Here is a 16,094-nt window from a genome sequence, read left to right on the forward strand (position 1 = left end):
GATGAGTAACGTTACGAATGGTGCTATTGCCAAAGCAAGTCACCGTAAAAAAATCCATGATTGGATCGTTGTTATCATTTTGCTTGTATTGCTCGTTGCTGCATTCACCATAAGCGCGAATACGGGAACGATCCGGCTTTCGCCAATGGAGCTTTTTAGAACCTTGTTCGGACAAGGGACTCCACAGCAGGAATTAATTCTCTTTGAATTCCGGTTGCCGCGAATGGTTATTTCCATTCTGATCGGCGCAGGTTTGGCTGTTTCCGGTTGCATCATGCAGGGGGTATCGCGTAACAGCCTAGCGGACCCTGGTATTCTGGGGATTAATGCAGGTGCCGGGCTGATGGTTATGCTGTTTGTACTGCTTTTCCCATCGATGCAAACGATGAATTCATTATTTTTACTTCCCGCTCTTGCGCTCATTGGATCGGGAGCGGCTGCTATTCTGATTTATGCTCTTTCTTACAAAAAAGGCGAAGGTATTTCTCCGACAAGGCTATTGCTGAGCGGAATTGGGGTAGCGGCGGGTATCAGTGCTACCATGATCATTATGACTCTTAAGTTAACACCTGAAAGCTACACGTTTGTAGCTAATTGGTTAGCAGGAAGCATATGGGGTTCAAATTGGAAATTCGTAATGGCTCTGCTGCCTTGGCTAATTGTATTGCTTCCTTTCGCATACTATAAAGCAAATGTTATGAATGTGCTTAATTTGGGGGATCAGACGGCATCCGGGTTAGGTACACCTATCGAAAAGGAACGTATTCTTCTCCTCGCGGCTGCGGTCGGACTGGCTAGTTCAAGTGTGTCGGTTAGTGGCGGAATCGGTTTTGTCGGTTTGGTAGCTCCACATTTGGCAAGAAAGCTGGTGGGTCCGAAGCATAAAATGCTGCTTGTAACGTGTGCTTTAGTCGGAGCACTTCTGGTACTCGTAGCGGATACGATCACACGAGCCTTACCTTTACAGAAAGAAATTCCGACAGGATTAATTGTTGCCATCATAGGTGCGCCATACTTCTTATATCTGCTGAGTCGCTCAAAAGGATAAAAAATAAAAAATAACCTTCAACACCACTAAGGAAGTGGAACTGAAGGTTATTTTTTTATTTCTTGTAGCAGCCTTTCATCTCAACGGGAAGTATTCAAGGCATGAGAGGTTTGATGTAACTCTCTGATCATTTTATGCAACGTGTAATTTTCCTGCCGTGTCACACCGTGTTGATTTTCCTGAACCAGCAGCTGATGAATGTTTCGTTTTAAAATCTCACTTCGACGTTCCAGCATTTCGGTACTCATAAATAAATGAACACTCCCTTTGTCATGAATAAATCTACATTTTAGAAATAAGCATAGACTGAATATAAGGTTGCCTTTCGACTTCTTTAAGTATATCGTGCTGGATGATCAAGGGAAAACGGAACGAGACAGCAAAATACTTATCCTCATCATCCATACCGTGTCGTCAGCTACTCACCCCATGAGTTCTTAGATATACTTCCTTATGCTGGCGATAACAGGAGATTAGGGACAATTAGCTTCACATATATGGAATCACTTATCAATTTGCTGGAAGCTGTGGTGAGGAGCCAACCAAAACTGCAAAGGTTACAACTACCTAATGAGAAGAAAAGAATAAGAGGCTACAACATTTATCATTATTTATATTGTGGATATACCGGCTGAACAGCTACTTGCTCAGGATCATGACCGAAGAACAACAGACTCGGCTTGACCTCCTGCACAATCTGCTGAATGCGGGCAATTGACTGGCGTGTCTGTTCACGGTCAAAGCCGTCAAATGGCACGTCGTTTGCGTAATTCTCCTGAGTGTAGGCAACATCAATCGTCAGCATGATCGGACCCGATTCCTTTGTTGTGATCAGCGCGGACTGATGACCCGGCGAATGACCCGGAGTATAGAGCAGTTGCAAGCCCGGAACCAGCTCATGGTCCCCTTGGAGCAGTCGGTAATTCAAGTTCGTCTGCACGCATTCCGGCGGCGCATACTCTAGATTACCGATCGCAGCGTCTGCTTCGGTCTGCTGCACATAAATCGGTGTATTCGGAAAATGCGGATTGCCTCCGGCATGATCCATATGCATATGGGAGATAACGATGGCATGAATATCGTCTGGTTGATAGCCGATCCGATCCAGTACTGCCACGATACTATCATCGGCTGTCATACGGGGGATGAAGCGTCCTTCAAATGGTGTACTTTTAAAATAATCTGGGTTGTCGATAAACGAATCTGGCATACCGGTATCTATGAGGATCGGACCGTGATCTGTCTCCAGCAGATACGACCAGATTTGCAGACGCACCAGTTCACCAGGCTGTGCATGATGGTTGAGTGAGGAGCGATCAATATCAAGCTGACCGACCGGCAACCAGTGCAATTTGTTAATCATACAATCATCCTCCAGTATTAGTTTACATAATAATTATTATGTAGTATATAAACGAAATTATAGCTGGCAGAAAATGATGCTTGTACTTCATTGTAAGATAGGGCGATGGAGTCTCATGCTTTCGCCGTAATCCCACTCTTTCAAAAATTAATTTCTAATAGTTTAAATGATAAGGCATGTAGGCGTCCAGCAGGAATCTGCCGTCAGACAGGCAGTATGTGTTGACGTATAATCGGATGAACAAAAAAGGGTAAGTACATAGACTGGACAAGAGAGACACGCTTTATTTATACTTAAAAAGGGCTCAAAAAACTGCGTATAATATAAATTATACGCAGTTTAGGTTTAAAACGACTTTTAGATGCTCTCCTGCATAAGATGTCGATTGGATTGTCGATAAAAATCAGACGAAAATGATCGTTTTACAGCATTTTTCGGATTTTGAACTGAATGGAGGCAAGCACGATGATAAAAGAATTGCATCATATGGATCTGGATACTATAGACGAAATTGATGAAGTGTATAATGAGGAGCTGGAAGCATTTTTGATCTGGATGAAGGATGCCGGATATACGATACATACGCAAAAGAATTACACAGGGGATGTAAAACAGTTTTTACGTACATTGCGTGATAAACCACTCGACCAGGTGAAAAAGATTCATGTGATGTCATATTTATCTAAAGCGCGGGAGGGAGGAGCTGGAGATAGTACGCGGAACCGCAAGCATGCTGCGGTGAATAGTTTTTTTAGAGCGCTACAGGAATTTGAATTATGCAGCACCAATCCGGCAGCGGGAATCAAAAAAGCAAAGACTGAAAAGAATCGTATGCCCGTTTATCTGGATGAGAAGGACATTCAGCCATTTTTGCTTGCGGTGGAAGGGAAATATGCAAATCGTAATATGGCTATTTTTCTGCTCATGGTCTACATGGGATTGCGGGTGGGGGAGGTCCATTCTTTGAATGTCTCGGATTACAGCCGAGAAAGACGCACATTAGATGTGTTCGGTAAAGGACGTAAGTGGCGTACCCTGCCAGTACCAACGGCTGTATGTGATTTTATAGAGCAAGCGTTGGAGGAAAGATTGACGCCGTGGAGAGGTAAAGAAGACGCGATGTTCGTATCCCAAAAAGGCCGACGTCTGGCAGTGCGTTCTATTCAACAGATTGCTACAGAAACGTTTGAACGATTCCAGCAAGAAAAGGGTATAGAACGTCGAGAGGCTTATTCCAGTCATAAGCTGCGGCATACATTTGCGACGATGCTATTACGTAAGGGAGCAGATCTACGTACCGTACAGGAGCTACTAGGGCACTCATCCATCCAAACGACCACGGTATATACTCATGTTACAGATCGAGAAAAAGAAAAAGCGATGGATAAGCTGGATATTCAGATCCCAATAACGGGATTGTAAGTATGTTCCACGAGTGTATTGTATATTGAAATAAATCGAGGTTTACATAAATATTATTATGTAAACCAATTAAAAGGATTAAAACTTGAATTGTAAATTGTAACCATGATTTTACGTTCTTATTTAATAGCCAGTATCCTATGGTCTTGACAAAGGTAATATTTTGCTACAAGATTAGTGAGATCACTTTATAAACATGGTTTATGAAGTAATCTCACTAATTTTGTAAACAAAGGAGCACTGTATGGAAAAAGCCAATACAAATTTAATTAAAGAAATAAACTTGAATCTGGTTCGCAAAGTATTGAAGCAGGTTAGCAAGGCCACAAAGCCCCAACTGGCCGCATTGACTGATTTAAGCGTGGTGACTATCAACACTCTTATGCAGGAATTGCTTAATAATGGAGAAATTTTTGAAGATGAAATCGTTCCTTCAAATGGTGGTAGACATGCGTTAACCTATCGTTTTAATTATGAGTATAGTCTGGCACTGATTATACACATTAATGAAAAACAAGGAATGGATGTAGTATCGACCACGGTAGTTAATTTAAACGAGGACGTCCTCATGAAAGAAGAACATCCCTTCCGAATTTTTGATGCTACACAATTTTATTCCATAATTCAAGATATCATTTCTCTTTATCCCTCCATTAAAGTTATTGGTATTGGAATCCCAGGACAATCTGTAGATGGAGAGATTACAGTCAGCAGTCATGAAAGGTTGAATGGAATTCGGCTGGCAGAGGATGTGCAGAGCCAATTTGGTTTACCAGTTATTGTGGAGAATGATGTAAATGCGGCTGTATGTGGATACGTTTACAGAGAACAGATCGATGAAGATCAATGTGTGCTGGCTGTCTATTTTCCTGAAAATTCACCACCGGGGATGGGAATTTATTTGCGTAATGGGGTTTTAAAGGGCAAGCATGGATTGGCTGGTGAAATCAAATTCCTTCCGTCTATAGTTTGGGATGAAAGCAAGGGAAGAGAAGTTTTTTTCAAAAGTGTATGTGAAATTATTCAAATATTACAGTCTGTATTCGATCCTAATCAAATTGTGGTCTATAGAGAGAATATAGAAGAAGAGGCTTTCTATCATTTTTTGGAAGCCTACAAAGCTAAGCATGAGATGCCTTTGTATCCTGACATTGTTCTCTCAGATTTATTTTATGAAGATTTTAAAACAGGGTTGAGAGGGTTAACTCTAAAAGAATTAGAACGTCCTATTATTGTCTTTAAATAATGACATCATCGTATTGAGCAGAGGAGGAAAGGAATGTTGGCAACCTGGTTTCTGATTATTATTTATCTAGCGTTTATTAGCTTGGGAATCCCGGATTCCCTGTTTGGGGCAGCATGGCCTGTGATGTGGCCGGAACTTGGGGCAGCTTTTGGGTCAGCTGGAATAGTATCCATGGTCGTTGCAGGCGGAACCATTGTATCAAGTCTAGCTAGCGGAAGTATCATTGAAAAAATAGGCACAGGTAAGATTACTCTAATGAGCTGCTTTTTGACTGCAGGAGCGTTACTTGGATTTTCTTTTGCGCCTTCATTATTTTGGCTTGTACTATTAGCAATTCCTCTTGGTCTTGGCGGGGGAGCTGTTGATGCAGCACTCAATCAGTATGTGGCTACTCATTATAAGGCACATCATATGAGTTGGCTGCATTGCTTTTGGGGAGTTGGAGCTACGATGGGGCCGATAATTATGTCTTTCTACATTTCGAACTACAATTCATGGAGAAGTGGTTACACAGCCGTATCCATGATTCAGTGGGGCCTTGTTATTATTTTGCTCATTACACTGCCATTATGGAAACGTGTTACCGCGATACAAAATCCCATTATTTCTGAATCCCCATCAGACTACTCACAGATGGATGACAATATCGTACATGTTGAGAACATACCCAAACAAAATCCAATTCGAATGAAGGGAGTTAAGAACACGCTCATTGCTTTTTTGTTTTATTGTGGTGTGGAAGCCACGGTAGGCTTATGGGGAGCCAGCTATTTGGTAGGCGCAAGGAACATCACAGCCGACACTGCTGCTGGTTGGATATCTTTATACTATGGTGGAATCACGGTTGGCAGGCTTATTACGGGGTTTGTAACTATAAAAATAAATAATGGTATGTTAATCCGAATTGGCCAACTTACTGCTGTTGCAGGAGGACTCATTTTGTTGCTTCCTTTGCCTGTTGCCTTTTTATTACCCGGTTTTATTCTTATTGGTTTAGGGCTTGCGCCGATTTACCCTGGACTTCTTCATGAAACACCAACACGGTTTGGTAAGGAAAATTCCGCTAAACTCATGGGGTATCAAATGGCAGTTGCTTATACAGGAACGACTTTGCTCCCGCCCATTTTTGGGATTATAGCTTCACAGGTAAGTATTCATTTTTTTCCAGTTGCAGTCGTTGTGTTCCTTCTTTTTATGCTGCTCAGTTCAGAACAAGTGAATCGGATACTGAAGAAGAAAATTTTGAAGAGTTAAGACAAATTACAACTTGACCTGAAACGCGTTTCATCGGCTAAAGTAAATATATAACCTAAAAGAGAAAGGAGAGTACCCTATGATCTCACTCATTTTATTGTGTTCAGTTATATGGGGGGGAACGTATTGTTGTTTAGTGTTATCAAGAGATCCTATAGAAGTAAAGCCTTACCGCTCCATCGATGATTTTTTCGAGTAGCTTTGTATCCACTTAATAAAGATGCTTTTTTTACTCACTTTATTAATGTGTTTAATTAAGTGATTTATGAAGTGAATCGAATCTGTTTCGAGCCCATTACATTGGATAGGTTTTGCTAAAGGTCGAGATACGAATACAAGGGAGTGGGACAATGTGGGGATTGAAAATGTCTTAGGTTAATAGAGACTTTGATATTGATCCCTGGAAAGAACATAAAAAACCGTAAGTATGAACTGACAGGTAGGAAACTCTAACAATTAAGGGAGGCTTATTTATGTTTAAACTGGTAGTAAGTGATTTGGATGGTACTTTTCTGAACAATAGTGGTACTTTTGATGTTGAATTATTTAATCAGGTGTACGGAGAGATGAAAGAAAATAATATCGCCTTTGTTGCTTGTACAGGTAAGCAATGTGAAAGAGTAGAAGAGTTGTTTGATGAGCACGGAAAAGGAATCTGGATTTTGGGAGACAGTGCTACTCGTATTAAAAGGGATGGAGTTGTTGTAAAAGAGTTTACAATTGAACGTAATTTGGCATTACAAGCGATCAGTCAAATTGAAGCTTTCGCTAAGGATTTTATTATCATCGCATGTACAACTGAAGCAGCCTATGTCCACTCTCAAATTCAAGAGGAATATTACAAGATTGTGAAGGGCTCCTACAAGGAAGTGCTGAAGATTGATTCGTTTGATCAAATAAATAGCAACTTTCTTAAAATAACTGTTTACGATCCATCAGGGAGAAGTTCCATTTTAAGAAAATATGTTGAAAAGACGCTGCTAGACCAAATTTATATTGTAGATTCTGAAGCAAATTGGCTGGATATTACAGCCCTTCATACCCATAAAGGGGAGACGGTAAGAAAACTCCAAGAGATATTGGGTGTTACTATGGACGAAACCATGTCTTTTGGAGATGGTGAAAATGACGTGGAGCTTATGAGTATTGCCAAATACAGTTTTGCTGTAAAAAATGCTTGTGAGAATACTAAAAATGCAGCAAGTTTTATCACCAAATCCAATGAAGAGAACGGTGTGTTATTAACGATAAAGAAAATGATGGATTTACAAAAGCATTAATATTAATTATCGTTATTAAGAGATACACTCCAGATTTCACACTACCCGATGAGAGGACTATAAGCAGCATGAAAAATAAAATACTGGTTTTTGATATTGGTGGCTCTTTTATTAAATTCAGTTTATATTTTCAAGATAAATTTATGACGAAAGGTAAAGTTGCTACACCATTAGATTCACTAGAGAATCTGCTTATAGTCTTGAAGCAAATTCATAATCAGTTTATAGATGAATGTGAAGGAGTAGCCGTCAGCATGCCAGGTATTGTGGACTCGGTCACTGGTCATATGGTGCATGGTGGTTCGTTAAGGTATATAAACGATATCAATATGATCGAAGTTTTCAAGAAAGCGTTTCATTTGCCTGTAGCTATTGAAAATGATGGGAAGTGTGCAGCTCTTGGAGAAGTATGGCGCGGCTCACTACAGGGGATCGCTGATGGTGTTGTTTTGGTAGTTGGAACAGGAATGGGCGGCGGAATCATCTCTCAAGGAAAATTGCTGAAAGGTCATCATTTATCGGCTGGGGAATTCTCCTTCATCAGAACTAACAATGAGCATGCAGACAATGTTGATTATCTGCTTGGTATGCAAGGGAGTAGTTCTGTTTTAGCTAAAACTGTTGCCAAGGCTAAAGGACTTCCTGAAGATGCTATAACAGGTGAAAAAGTATTCAAGCTTATTGAAGAAGGTGATCACACGGTACAAAAGATTTTTCAAGAATACTGTAGGAACATCGCAACACAAATTATTAATTTACAAACAATTCTTGACCCTCAAAAGTTTGTGATCGGGGGAGGCATATCTGCCAATCCTTTGCTGGTTGCTACCATTAAAGAAGAATTAGAGAAACTTTACCTGCATTCGATCTTAAATTTTGTGCGTGCAGATATTGAACAAAGTAAATTAGGCAATGAAGCGAATTTGCTAGGTGCTATATACAACTACATGCAGTCACACCATCTTGAGGTATAAGATAAAATAAAAGTAAAAGAGCGTGCCTTGAACTTAAGACACGCCTTTTTGCTTTTTTAAGTTTACATAATATATATTATGTTTATTTGTTTGATACGTATAACATTTCAAAGCAACTTATTTTTCATTTTCCGGGGGAGATTCAATTATCAGCCCCTGAACATGCTTGCGCGTTAGAAGCTTCCGTTTTTTGCGGTTTTCCTTTGTTTCTAACACAATATCCAAATCATAGTCGTCAGGATACAATTCTGTTGCAGCGATGTGAAGAGTGAGCCTCTTTTTATTTATGATCAACTTTTGTCCTTGAATCAAAATTCCAACATTGCCTCGTTCATCCTCGGTTTTGTAAACAATACCGGTTCGATCTAGGTAGCTGGCATAAACACTATCTCCAAGAGCAAATGGCTTGGTTATGAGCGGATGCTCTTGTTTTCCCTGTTTTGCGACTGTGCGGTCTGTAGATGCTTTTTTAGAGGCAGGTTTATATACATCGTCAGACTTTTTATCATCAAAAGAAGGGGGAATAACCAAAAACTCCTGTGCATCCTGAGACGTTCTTCCAGCAGAAATGGCCTCAGAACGCTCGATAATGCGAGTCCACATGCCTAGCTTCAAAGCAATTGCGTATGCGTAGCTTTCCCCGGCCTCGCCAATGCGAAGTCGGTACAAGGGTTGCAATGTTTCGGTATCAAACTCCATGCGAGCATTTTGGAACCCCGGTGTGTTTTCAGCAAAATGCTTGATTTCGCTAAAGTGCGTGGTAGCCACTACTGTCGCACGGCGACGATGAAATTCTTCCAGCAACGCGATAGATAGGCCTACGCCTTCTCCCGGATCAGTACCAGAGGCCATTTCGTCGATCAGGATCAGAGTAGAACTGCCTGCCGTTTCCAAAATGCCAATCATATTGCGAATATGAGCAGAAAAGGTGCTCAAAGCATGTTCAATGCTTTGACCATCCCCGATGTCTACCACAATGTCCTCGAATACAGCCATTCGGCTACCTTGCAAAACAGGTACCAGCAGGCCGGATTGCACCATGAGTGTTAACAAACCTACGCTTTTGAGAGCCATCGTTTTTCCGCCTGTATTTGGCCCGGTAATAATAAGTGAAGAATAACCTTCACCAATTGAGAAATCAAGCGGCACCATAGTATGGGCCATCAATGGGTGACGTGCACCATAGATATCTATTATCCCATCATCGTTAAGCTCGACAGAGACAGCATCCAGAGTCATAGCGTATTTGGCTTTAGCTAATAAAAAATCCAGTATGCCTACCGTCTCTGTATTAATGCTTAGTTCACGGTTGTATGACTCAGCCATTGCGGTCAGGTCTCCTAGCACTTTCATTTCCTCTTTTGATTCTTCTGCCATATTTGCGCTCTGTTCGAATTGCAGATTTATGATCTCGGCAGGTTCCACATAGACGGTCTGACCGCTACCTGACTCATCCAGTACATTGCCTTTCACCTGTTTGCGGAATTCTTTTTTGATCGGAAGGACGTAACGGCCATTGCGCTGACTGATCATATTTTCCTGCATGATGGATCGGTGACGGCTGATAAGAGAATCTAGTTTCCTCTTGATACGTTCTTCAGTAACTGCAATTTTTTTGCGAATTTTAGCTAGTTCTTTACTGGCATTATCCGTTACTCGACCCGAGTAAATGCATCTCTCGATTTCGGATAGGAGTGACTCCATGTCATACATGGAAGAGGCATAAGCACTGACGGTTGGAGCTGAATCCGCCTTGGCATGCATATATTTCATCAGCTGCATGCAGCTTCTGATGAATTGGGCCAAATGAGAAAAATCACGCTCGCTGAACATATAGCCAGTTCCCAAGAGGTGCAGAATGTGCTCCATTCCTTCCAATGAAGGAACAGGTACGCTAGCTCCGTGGCGAATGAGCTGTAAAGCTTCGCTCGTTTCGTTAAGACGAATTTTGATTGTACGGATATCTGTAATTGGCTGCATGGAAGCGGCATGCTGCTTACCTAGGTATGAAAAAGCACATTCAGACACTCTTGTTTTAATCTGGTCATATTCCAAACGCAACATTGTAGTTTCATTCATGGATAAATCTCTCCTTTAGTTGTGTATTGACAGGATTTTTTAAAACCTTTCTGAAAAACAAAAAAAGGGCGGAGAATGAACAAAACGTTCATTCTCCGCCCTTTAAGGGAGAGGGAGTGTATCATCAAATAAGCCTATAATCCAGCATGTGCTCTCATCAATTCTGCGTTTTAATCCACAGGCCAACCAACATATCAGTTCATTGGCTTATGAATAGAAAAACGTGTAAAAGGAGTTCACAAAAGTTGGAAACAAAAAAACCGTGCTGAACACAGCACGGAATAAGGCCTAGATGAAAATAATCCCTAAGGCGATTTATGATATCCGCATGTTCTTAACTAATACCAGGGTAAAAACTCAGCAAGAAACAAACCTGTCCCTAAAGGGTACAAGCGCCTGATGGTCTTCCCTGAATATGCAATTGCTTAGTTAAGAACGTTCACCGACATTAAAATCTCTCCCTTAATTGAAGATCTATCCATAATATACGATCAGACAGGTAATGAAGTCAAGGGCGACTTCTTCAATTCGATGTAAAAGTGACCATGAGGATAAGGGGTTTATGTAATATATATTATGTAAACCGATTACTCAATGAATGATTACCATCTTTTAATTGAGAATGATAATCATTATAATTGTAATGGTGAATGAAACTCGTATGTACTGCGAATCCAGCTATAAGAAGGAAGTGATGACAAGATGAAGACACAAACTTCACCGTCTACTTTTAATGAATATTTTAATCAGATAATCGATTCCAACTTAATGATTCATGAAAATAGCTCCACTCCAGCAGGAATACAGCACGAACATTTTTATCAGATACCCGAAAAGTGGGGAGACGGAATACATCGAACACATTTTTTACGCAATGGCCTTGAGCTATCACAAAGCAAAATGTTATTTCATGAGCCAGTCCAGATATCAAGAAGAATTGATAAGCCTTATCTGGAGTTGGCACTAAACATCGATTATTCCGCCACTTGGTCTGTGGATGATTTTCGTTCAGATCGTGAGCACGGGGGACATGTACAGCTCGTCTACATGAATGATGTGAAGATTCACGCAGAGATAGCAGCTAGTAATGTGATGAATCATCTAGAGCTGCGTTTTAATCCATTGCTATGGCAAGAGTTACTACAGGAACTGGGTATTCGTTTGGAGCAATCTTTTGCTTGCATAGAAGCGTTGATTACTCCTGATATGCGGGCTATTGCTCAGGAATTGTCATCTCATTCTTATGAGGGCATAACCCGTCAGCTTTTCTTGGAGAGCAAAACGCTGGAATTGATGGCTCTGTTTTTGCAAGAAACACGCACTTCTCCACCTAAAGTTTCTATGACGATTAAACCCAATGATGTGCAATGTATTCACGAGGCGCGAGACATTTTACTCCGTACACTGGTTCAGCCTCCCAGTCTGATTCGGTTGGCACAGATGGTACATATTAATGAGCAAAAACTGAAAAATGGCTTTAAAGAGCTATTCGGCACAACAGTATTTGGCTTTGTGCGCCAGCAGAGACTGGAAAAAGCCAAGCAACTGCTGGAACAGGAGCAGATTTCAGTCAGTGAAGCGTCAGCGATGGTCGGCTATAGTAACTTTAGTCATTTTGCCGCACTATTCCGTAAAACATATGGCTACAATCCAAGTGCCTACCGAAAAAATAAGAATTTATGCTCCTTATAAAACCTTCATCTTTATAAAACTCTCCTTCCAGTGGTGATGTTTCTCCCGGAATTGGCGGTAGGAAGCAGAATGTGAGCCTACAATAGACACAGGCTCAAGCATTCTGCAACTGCCGTATTTGGAAAGGAGAAATGATTCATGCAACCAAAAATGGGCATTGCCCGATTACTTCAAATCGCTGGGGAAAAACGCGGATTACTTGCTGTTTCCGCTTTATTTTCCGGTTTAAGTGCCATTTTCATGTTGGTGCCTTATGCTTCAGTTTATTTTGTACTCAAGGAGCTACTTGAGCACGCTGCACAACCTACAACAGCAGACGGGCCATTGATGATTCAATGGGGACTGATTGCTTTAGCAGGTTTATTAGCCAGCCTTATTACAATGTACATCGGCGGGCTTATCTCACATATTGCGGCTTTCCGTATTTTATACGGCTTACGCGTCAAGCTGTCTGCGCACATCGGTAAACTCCCCTTAGGATGGCTTAATGGCACTTCCACGGGGGCTGTCAAAAAGACCTTGGAGCAAAATGTGGAAAAAGTAGAGACGTTTGTCGCTCATCAATTACCGGATCTGGTGCAGGTTATCGTGACAGCAGTAGTGATGATTGTTGCCATGTTTAGCTTGAATATATGGTTGGCGTTCGCTTGTATCGTGCCGATTCTGCTTGCTTTCACCGTTCAAATGAGGCTGATCGGTGGCTCCAAAACACAGGATAACATCAAGGAATATTACAACTCACTGGAACGTCTAAACGGATCGGCTGTGCAGTATGTCCGTGGTATACCCGCAATCAAGGTGTTTGGACAGACGGTGCATTCGTTTCGTAAGTTTTATTCCGATATGGTGCATTATCGTGAATATTGCATGAGATTCACTGACCAATTTGAAACTGGCTTTCTCGTCTTTAAGGTAATTATTGGCTCATTCGCTGCTTTTGTACTTCCTGTCGGTGTATACCTGTTGAGTGGTAACCCGCAGAATGTTGCATTTGCCTCGGTGTTACTATTTTTTCTGGTAATGGCCCCCGGGGTGTCAGCACCCATGTTTAAAATTATGCATCTCATGTCTTCAATGCGTGATATTAATGAAGGCGTTGATCGGATTGACCGTATTTTTAAAGAACCTGCAATACAAGAGCCAGCACATCCGCAAAAGCCGACTACTTATGATGTGCAGTTCGAGCAAGTTTTCTTTTCCTATGGAAACACAGAAGAGGTTAACAAGCATGAGGACGGAGATGACAATCCATCGACCTATGTGCTGTCTAATATCACTTTTACGGCAAGACAAGGGAAAATGACCGCTTTAGTCGGCCCGTCTGGTTCCGGTAAATCGACGATTGCCAATTTGGTGCCGCGTTTTTGGGATGTACAGAAAGGTGCAATCCGCATTGGTGGGGCCGATATCCGCCAGATGAGCACATCTAACCTGATGGATACGGTTGCTTTTGTATTTCAGGAAACTTTTTTGTTTTATGACTCCGTATTTAACAATATTGCCGTAGGTGATGCGAAGGCTTCTATGGAGCAGGTTATAGCGGCTGCAAAGGCAGCACAGTGTCATGAGTTCATTTGTAAGCTGCCGAACGGCTATGATACGCTCATCGGAGCTGGAGGGGTATACCTATCGGGCGGAGAAGAGCAGCGACTTGCGGTAGCACGTGCCATTCTCAAAAATGCACCTATTCTCGTATTGGATGAAGCTACGGCATTTGCTGATCCTGAAAATGAATATGAAATGCAGCTGGCATTAAAAGAACTAATGAAAAACAAGACGGTTATTGTTATTGCACACCGTTTGTCTACTATTCAGCATGCGGATCAGATTCTGGTGCTTCAGGAAGGACGTATTGCTGAACGGGGTCAGCACAGTGAGTTGCTGGAAGTAAACGGCCTGTATGCCCACTTATGGCAGGCCTATACGGATGTCGGACAATGGCAGATTGGGGCACGGGAAGAGGAGGCGGCTCAATGATGAGAATGTTGCAAAGTATCACGGCTGGAAATCCAAGGGTACTGTTAAAACCGGTATTATACACAACCTTAGCCAATATCGCAGGGTTGGTTCCTTTTGCCTTGCTGGTAGGGGCGGCCCGTCTGATTTTCGAGCCTTTCATCCATCCGGGAGCTTCGCTCCAATCTGCTGACTTATGGTGGATTAGTGGAGGTCTGCTCCTGTCGCTACTTCTGCTGTTTCTGTGTGAGATTCCAGCTTATCGTTCCCAATACCGTGGAGCCTATGATGCCTCGGTAACCGGGAGGTCGCGTCTAGCTGAGCATTTGCGTAGACTATCTCTGGGATTTCTAAACAAACGCGATCCCGGTGACCTAGCCAATATGATGATGGGTGATTTTACAATGGTGGAACATGGGATTTCCCATTTGGTGCCGCAGATGATCGGGGCGGTGACGATGCCACTGCTGGCATTAATTGGATTATCCTTTTTAGATTGGCGGATGGCGCTGGCATTGTTTGCTGCTTTTCCGGTGGCCATTTTGTTGGTATTGCTTACTTCCCGTATCCAGCGGCGGCTGGGGGCCAATCATATGCGTGCCAAAATCAATGCTGCGAATCGTCTACAGGAGTATTTAAATGGTATTCGGGTGATTAAAGCCTACCAGCTAACTGGTGAGCGTTTTGTTCGGCTGGAGCTTGCGTTTAGAGAACTGATGCGGCACAGCATCCGTATTGAAGGGTTGTTAGGACCGATTGTATTGGCTGCTATTGCTTTCATGCGGTCTGGCTTGACGTGGATGGTTATGATCGGTGTATATCTACTGCTGGCGGGTCAGATGGATGTTATTGTGTTTGTTTCTTTTCTGATTGTAGGAACACGTATTTATGATCCCCTAACCACTGCACTTGTAAACTTCGCTGAATTTAGATACCACGAGCAGGCAGGTGAACGTATCGTCCAATTGCTGAACGAGCCAGTGATGCCGGGTGACCAATTGCCTTCGGAGAGACACGATATTGAACTAAGAAACGTAAGTTTTGGATATGGTGATCAGCCAGTATTGCGGAATGTGAGTATGTCTATGCCGTTTCGTTCTTTCACAGCATTAGTAGGACCCTCCGGCAGCGGAAAAAGTACGGTATTGCGGATGATTGCCCGCTTTTACGACCCGGATCAGGGCAACGTGCTATTAGGTGGAAACAACATACAACAGATGAATACGGAAGCGCTATTGCGCAAGATATCTATGGTGTTCCAGGATGTATATCTGTTTCAAGATACCATTGCGAACAATATTCGATTTGGCAAAAGCGATGCTACACAGGAAGAAATCGAAGCTGCTGCTCGCCAAGCTTGTTGCCATGATTTTATATCCAGGCTACCCAAGGGATATGATACCCGGGTAGGTGAGGGAGGCAGTACGTTATCGGGCGGCGAGAAACAGAGGATATCCATTGCCCGCGCTATACTTAAAAATTCGCCGATTGTTTTGCTAGATGAAGCTACGTCTTCGCTGGACCCTGAGAATGAAAGGGATATTCAGCAGGCTATTAATCGTCTTGTACAAGGTCGAACAGTTATTGCGATTGCTCATCGGCTCAAAACGATTCGAAACGCAGACCGTATTGTAGTTTTGGACAAAGGAAGGGTCGTGGAGCAGGGAAGACATGATGAACTGTTGGATAACAACGGCCTATATGCACGATTGTGGAACAGACAGCATGAGGTAAGAGAGTAATAGTCTGTATGAACTCAGGATACAAACATTAAGAAACC

At 42.2% G+C, this 16,094-nt stretch carries 12 protein-coding genes; 9 read left to right on the forward strand and 3 right to left on the reverse strand.

All coding sequences use genetic code 11. The features are described 5' to 3' along the window. The first annotated feature begins 1 nt into the window (after nucleotide 1). Nucleotides 2-1,048 (forward strand): FecCD family ABC transporter permease, encoded by a 1,047-nt coding sequence (locus ACXHJ1_RS18905; protein ID WP_039276047.1) that lies wholly within the window; start codon nucleotides 2-4, stop codon nucleotides 1,046-1,048. An 80-nt stretch (nucleotides 1,049-1,128) separates the two neighbouring features. Here the strand turns inward: ACXHJ1_RS18905 and ACXHJ1_RS18910 are convergent, their stop codons facing one another. Then, nucleotides 1,129-1,296 (reverse strand): hypothetical protein, encoded by a 168-nt coding sequence (locus ACXHJ1_RS18910; protein WP_007432475.1) that lies wholly within the window; start codon nucleotides 1,294-1,296, stop codon nucleotides 1,129-1,131. Nucleotides 1,297-1,655: 359 nt separating this feature from the next. Beyond that, nucleotides 1,656-2,411 (reverse strand): quorum-quenching N-acyl homoserine lactonase AiiA, encoded by a 756-nt coding sequence (gene aiiA / locus ACXHJ1_RS18915; protein WP_019687382.1) that lies wholly within the window; start codon nucleotides 2,409-2,411, stop codon nucleotides 1,656-1,658. A 465-nt stretch (nucleotides 2,412-2,876) separates the two neighbouring features. Between aiiA and ACXHJ1_RS18920 the strand changes: the two genes are divergently transcribed. The 5 genes from ACXHJ1_RS18920 to ACXHJ1_RS18940 all read left to right on the forward strand — a co-directional run bounded on the left by ACXHJ1_RS18920 (nucleotide 2,877) and on the right by ACXHJ1_RS18940 (nucleotide 8,587). After that, complete coding sequence (locus ACXHJ1_RS18920) at nucleotides 2,877-3,833, forward strand: tyrosine-type recombinase/integrase (protein WP_457905032.1); 957 nt, start codon at nucleotides 2,877-2,879, stop codon at nucleotides 3,831-3,833. Nucleotides 3,834-4,077: 244 nt separating this feature from the next. Beyond that, nucleotides 4,078-5,079, forward strand: a complete 1,002-nt coding sequence (locus ACXHJ1_RS18925) for an ROK family protein (protein ID WP_240752894.1) — start codon at nucleotides 4,078-4,080, stop codon at nucleotides 5,077-5,079. Nucleotides 5,080-5,112: 33 nt separating this feature from the next. Further along, a complete protein-coding gene (locus ACXHJ1_RS18930; RefSeq protein WP_090890557.1) occupies nucleotides 5,113-6,333 on the forward strand; it encodes an MFS transporter in 1,221 nt (406 codons plus the stop codon). Between the two features lie 473 nt (nucleotides 6,334-6,806). Beyond that, complete coding sequence (locus tag ACXHJ1_RS18935) at nucleotides 6,807-7,613, forward strand: HAD-IIB family hydrolase (RefSeq protein ID WP_457905033.1); 807 nt, start codon at nucleotides 6,807-6,809, stop codon at nucleotides 7,611-7,613. 68 nt (nucleotides 7,614-7,681) lie between these two features. Continuing rightward, entirely contained in the window at nucleotides 7,682-8,587 is a 906-nt protein-coding gene (locus tag ACXHJ1_RS18940; protein ID WP_045244521.1) for an ROK family protein, read from the forward strand. A 117-nt stretch (nucleotides 8,588-8,704) separates the two neighbouring features. Here the strand turns inward: ACXHJ1_RS18940 and ACXHJ1_RS18945 are convergent, their stop codons facing one another. Next, nucleotides 8,705-10,666, reverse strand: coding sequence for an endonuclease MutS2 (locus ACXHJ1_RS18945; protein WP_457905034.1), 1,962 nt, complete (start codon nucleotides 10,664-10,666; stop codon nucleotides 8,705-8,707). Between the two features lie 702 nt (nucleotides 10,667-11,368). Here ACXHJ1_RS18945 and ACXHJ1_RS18950 point away from each other — a divergent pair. From ACXHJ1_RS18950 to ACXHJ1_RS18960, 3 genes are all read left to right on the forward strand, one after another. After that, on the forward strand, nucleotides 11,369-12,358 hold the full coding sequence (locus ACXHJ1_RS18950) for a helix-turn-helix transcriptional regulator (protein WP_457905035.1): 990 nt from the start codon (nucleotides 11,369-11,371) through the stop codon (nucleotides 12,356-12,358). 138 nt (nucleotides 12,359-12,496) lie between these two features. Further along, complete coding sequence (locus tag ACXHJ1_RS18955; protein ID WP_457905036.1) at nucleotides 12,497-14,335, forward strand: ABC transporter ATP-binding protein; 1,839 nt, start codon at nucleotides 12,497-12,499, stop codon at nucleotides 14,333-14,335. Next, on the forward strand, nucleotides 14,335-16,056 hold the full coding sequence (locus ACXHJ1_RS18960) for an ABC transporter ATP-binding protein (protein WP_457906186.1): 1,722 nt from the start codon (nucleotides 14,335-14,337) through the stop codon (nucleotides 16,054-16,056). The genes ACXHJ1_RS18955 and ACXHJ1_RS18960 overlap by 1 nt, the downstream gene beginning before the upstream one ends. The last annotated feature ends 38 nt before the right edge of the window (nucleotides 16,057-16,094 follow it).

The sequence above is a fragment of the Paenibacillus sp. ALE2 genome (assembly GCF_054113385.1).

Excerpts from the sequence above, each read along its gene's own strand:
- ACXHJ1_RS18945 (WP_457905034.1), bottom strand. The coding sequence starts at position 10,666 with ATGAATGAAACTACAATGTTGCGTTTGGAATATGACCAGATTAAAACA.
- ACXHJ1_RS18920 (WP_457905032.1), top strand. The coding sequence starts at position 2,877 with ATGATAAAAGAATTGCATCATATGGATCTGGATACTATAGACGAAATT.
- ACXHJ1_RS18925 (WP_240752894.1), top strand. The coding sequence starts at position 4,078 with ATGGAAAAAGCCAATACAAATTTAATTAAAGAAATAAACTTGAATCTG.
- ACXHJ1_RS18960 (WP_457906186.1), top strand. The coding sequence starts at position 14,335 with ATGAGAATGTTGCAAAGTATCACGGCTGGAAATCCAAGGGTACTGTTA.
- ACXHJ1_RS18940 (WP_045244521.1), top strand. The coding sequence starts at position 7,682 with ATGAAAAATAAAATACTGGTTTTTGATATTGGTGGCTCTTTTATTAAA.
- aiiA (WP_019687382.1), bottom strand. The coding sequence starts at position 2,411 with ATGATTAACAAATTGCACTGGTTGCCGGTCGGTCAGCTTGATATTGAT.
- ACXHJ1_RS18955 (WP_457905036.1), top strand. The coding sequence starts at position 12,497 with ATGCAACCAAAAATGGGCATTGCCCGATTACTTCAAATCGCTGGGGAA.
- ACXHJ1_RS18930 (WP_090890557.1), top strand. The coding sequence starts at position 5,113 with ATGTTGGCAACCTGGTTTCTGATTATTATTTATCTAGCGTTTATTAGC.
- ACXHJ1_RS18905 (WP_039276047.1), top strand. The coding sequence starts at position 2 with ATGAGTAACGTTACGAATGGTGCTATTGCCAAAGCAAGTCACCGTAAA.
- ACXHJ1_RS18910 (WP_007432475.1), bottom strand. The coding sequence starts at position 1,296 with ATGAGTACCGAAATGCTGGAACGTCGAAGTGAGATTTTAAAACGAAAC.
- ACXHJ1_RS18950 (WP_457905035.1), top strand. The coding sequence starts at position 11,369 with ATGAAGACACAAACTTCACCGTCTACTTTTAATGAATATTTTAATCAG.
- ACXHJ1_RS18935 (WP_457905033.1), top strand. The coding sequence starts at position 6,807 with ATGTTTAAACTGGTAGTAAGTGATTTGGATGGTACTTTTCTGAACAAT.